Genomic DNA, 3,093 nt, shown 5'->3' with positions numbered 1-3,093 from the left:
ATTACGGTGTTCGAGAACATCGCCTACGGCCTGCGCGCCCGTCCGAGGAAAACCCGCCCCACCGGGCCGGAGATCGACCGCCGCGTCCACCAGCTCCTCGACCTCATCCAGCTGCCGGACATCGCCCGCCGCTACCCGGCGCAGCTCTCGGGCGGCCAGCGCCAGCGGGTGGCCCTCGCCCGGGCGCTGGCCATCGAACCGCGCATGCTGCTTCTGGACGAGCCCTTCGGCGCGCTCGACGCGCGTGTCAGGAAGGAGCTGCGGCAGGGGCTGCGCGACATCCATGACGAGACCGGGCTGACCACGATCTTCGTGACCCACGATCAGGAGGAGGCGATGGAGCTGGCCGATCTGGTGGTGGTGATGTCGATGGGCCGGATCGAGCAGATCGGCAAACCCGCCGAAATCCGCGCCCGGCCGAAGACCGAATTCGTCCACCAGTTCCTTGCGGTGTGAGCGATGCAAGAGGTGCGGCCAGAGGGCGGCGCCGGGCTCTGGCCGTCGCTGCGGCTGTGGCTGACCAGCGCATCCTGGTGGGGCGAGACCGTGCTGCCGCATGATCTGCAGCAGGCGATGTCCAGGCTCCGGGCGCGGGGCTGGCGCTTCCGCCGGGCCTCGCCGCGACACCACGCGGTCTGGGACAGCCAGCCGGCGCTGCAACGGCGGCTGCGGGTCGTGGTGCCGCCCGACCGCAGCGCCCGGCTGACCGTGGCCGAGCTCGACGCGCTGCTGCGCCACCGGCTGCAACCGCTGGCGCCCGAGTTGCAAGCCGCAGATCCGGCTCTCCTGCACAGCGCCATGCTGAAGGCGTGGATCGCGCAGGCCCCGGCTTGGCTCGGACCTGGAAAAGCGTTGGACGTGACGAGAGAGGCTGGTCCCATGCGGGGCCGCCAGCATGATTTCTGAGGGAGATGACCCATAGTCGTGAATTATTGTTCCAAAGGCCCGGCATTTTGGAGCAGGTTCTTCTGGACTGCAGGGTGTTCAGCACAAAGCTCGCGGCGACCAGCTGTTTCCACGTGGTCGTGGCCACCCTGACGCTCGGCAACCCGCCGGAGGGCCCGGAAACAGGCAATCTTTGAACCAGCCAAATATGGATATCTCACTCATATTTAGAGTTCTGTGCATATCCTCAGTCCATCGATGCTGTCCCACTGAGTGGTGTAGCTGGCGCTGACCATCACCTGCGTCAACGCGACGGTCGCCACCGGCCATGGCGGCGATCGGCGATATCGGTCGCTTCAAGACGCCGCAGAAGTTGGTGAGCGACTTCGGCCTCAATCCGCGTGTCCGTCAGTCGGGGCTCGGCGCGGCGCACCATGGCCGCATCAGCAAGGTCGGGCGCAGCCACGCGCGCGCCATGCTGGTCGAGGCGGCATGGGCCGCAGCAAAGGCGCGCTTTGAGCTATCTCCCAGACCGCGGCCTTTGCCGGATGCTTACTCCGAAGAGACGTCACCCTCGTTCTCTCCAGACGATCCATTGTTCCCTCCAGGCAGACCACCCATTGAGAAATCGATCAGGCCAAGACGGGACCTCGCAAACTTGGATGTCGCCTAACGGTCTCAATGGGCATTGTTGCAGAACTCACGCTCGAGACGAGGTTTCGCCTTTCCCTGTTGATTTCAAGCCACGCGAACGATTTCGGCAGCGCCGAGTGCGTTGAAACGGTTGATGAGGGCGACGCGGATTTGGATTTCAGCGGTTTGGCTGTCGGGGTGTCTCGCAGCTATGCGCTCGCCGAAGGCCTTGAGACACCGCATCTTCGCCTCGATCCGGCTTCGGACATGGTATCCGGTCCAGCGCTTCCAGAAGGCCCGGCCGTAGTGCCGGGTGGCGCGCAGGGTTTCGTTGCGGGCGCACGAGGCCGGGCAATCCGCTTTCCAAGGCCGACCGTTCTTGCGGATCGGGATGATCGGCGTGGCCTGTCGGTCGAGGATGGCGGTGTGGCAGCGGCGGGTGTCATAGGCTCCATCAGCGGTCACGGCGCCGATCTCTTCACCTTCGGGGATCTGGTCGAGCAGCTCCGGCAGCACAGGACTGTCACCATCGCTGCTGGGAGTGAATTCCACGGCGCGGATGTCGGACGTGGCGGTGTCCATGGCCAGGTGGACCTTGCGCCATTGGCGTCGGCCCTGGACGCCATGCTTGCGCGCCTGCCATTCGCCGTTACCGAGGAACTTGATGCCAGTGCTGTCCACGAGCAGGTTCAAGGGTCCATCGGCGCGCCGATAAGGGATCTGGACAACGAGGGTCTTCTGCCGTCGGCACAAGGTGGTGTAGTCCGGCACGGCCCAGTCCAGGCCGGCCATCTTCAGCAGGCTGGCCACCATGCCGGTCGTCTGCCTCAGCGGCAGCTTGAACAGAACCTTGATCGTCAGACAGAACTGGATCGCTGCCTCGGAGAACACCGCAGGCCGACCGGGGCTACCGTCAGGCGGCGCGAGCCAAGTCATCTCCCTGTCCAGCCAGATCAGCAATGAGCCACGCCTGCGAAGCGCCGCTGTGTAACTGGACCAGTTCATCGTGCGGTAGCGGGCAGGTGATGGCTTGCTCATGCAGTCGATCTAACTGCACGGACTCGCGCTGTGAAACCTCGGCAGACAGAGTTTTGCAACAACGCCCTTCGCCATGCTCATCGGCGTGATCCTTGGCGGCTGGTCCACGACCATGTGGCCAAGAACATCGTACTGTTTATGGGCCTTGACCAGACGGACCCGGCAAAATGCGGTCCCGACCACAATTTCCCGACATCGACGCTTGAAAAGATGCGGCACCAACCGAAGAGGTGGTGTCGCATCTCGTTCGAAAATAGTTGCGTTAAGGCCTTGCCAGATCGCAGGCGGATCACAATGTGGTGGAAGCGGACCGGGCCCCTCTGATGCAGGCGTTGCTTGCATGATGTCGGACCGCATCGACAGCGTCGATGCATAAGCCGGGTCCCTTTCCACTGGTCCAGTGCAGCCTCGACGCGTTCATGCAAACGAGGACGCAGTCTTGGATATCCTGTTCCTACTCTTTCTCAGCAAGCCGCTCTGGATGTGGCTGCTATTCATCAGCATCGTCCTGTGCCTTCTGGCATTTGACCTAGGCGT

The 3,093-nt window shown here is 63.7% G+C and carries 3 protein-coding genes and 1 pseudogene; 3 read left to right on the top strand and 1 reads right to left on the bottom strand.

Going from position 1 to position 3,093, the window contains the following annotated elements; all coding sequences use genetic code 11:
* The 3 genes and pseudogenes from C5F48_RS22730 to C5F48_RS26275 form a co-directional block, all read left to right on the top strand.
* On the top strand, nt 1-456 hold a 456-nt coding region (locus tag C5F48_RS22730; protein WP_146170721.1), incomplete at its 5' end, for a sulfate/molybdate ABC transporter ATP-binding protein.
* 3 nt (nt 457-459) lie between these two features.
* Complete coding sequence (locus C5F48_RS22725) at nt 460-906, top strand: hypothetical protein (protein ID WP_107665991.1); 447 nt, start codon at nt 460-462, stop codon at nt 904-906.
* Between the two features lie 294 nt (nt 907-1,200).
* Nucleotides 1,201-1,393 (top strand): annotated as a pseudogene (locus C5F48_RS26275) (transposase); the annotation flags it as partial.
* 230 nt (nt 1,394-1,623) lie between these two features.
* Here C5F48_RS26275 and C5F48_RS22715 read toward each other — a convergent pair.
* Nucleotides 1,624-2,556, bottom strand: a complete 933-nt coding sequence (locus C5F48_RS22715) for an IS5 family transposase (protein ID WP_107665990.1) — start codon at nt 2,554-2,556, stop codon at nt 1,624-1,626.
* Between the last annotated feature and the right edge of the window lie 537 nt (nt 2,557-3,093).

The sequence above is a fragment of the Cereibacter changlensis JA139 genome (assembly GCF_003034985.1).
Lineage (GTDB): Bacteria > Pseudomonadota > Alphaproteobacteria > Rhodobacterales > Rhodobacteraceae > Cereibacter > Cereibacter changlensis.
The sequence above is the reverse complement of the archived record's forward strand: the minus strand, read 5'-3'. Positions and strand labels throughout refer to the sequence as shown.

Coding starts and splice junctions, on each gene's coding strand:
- C5F48_RS22725 (WP_107665991.1), top strand. CDS start 460: ATGCAAGAGGTGCGGCCAGAGGGCGGCGCCGGGCTCTGGCCGTCGCTG.
- C5F48_RS22715 (WP_107665990.1), bottom strand. CDS start 2,556: ATGAGCAAGCCATCACCTGCCCGCTACCGCACGATGAACTGGTCCAGT.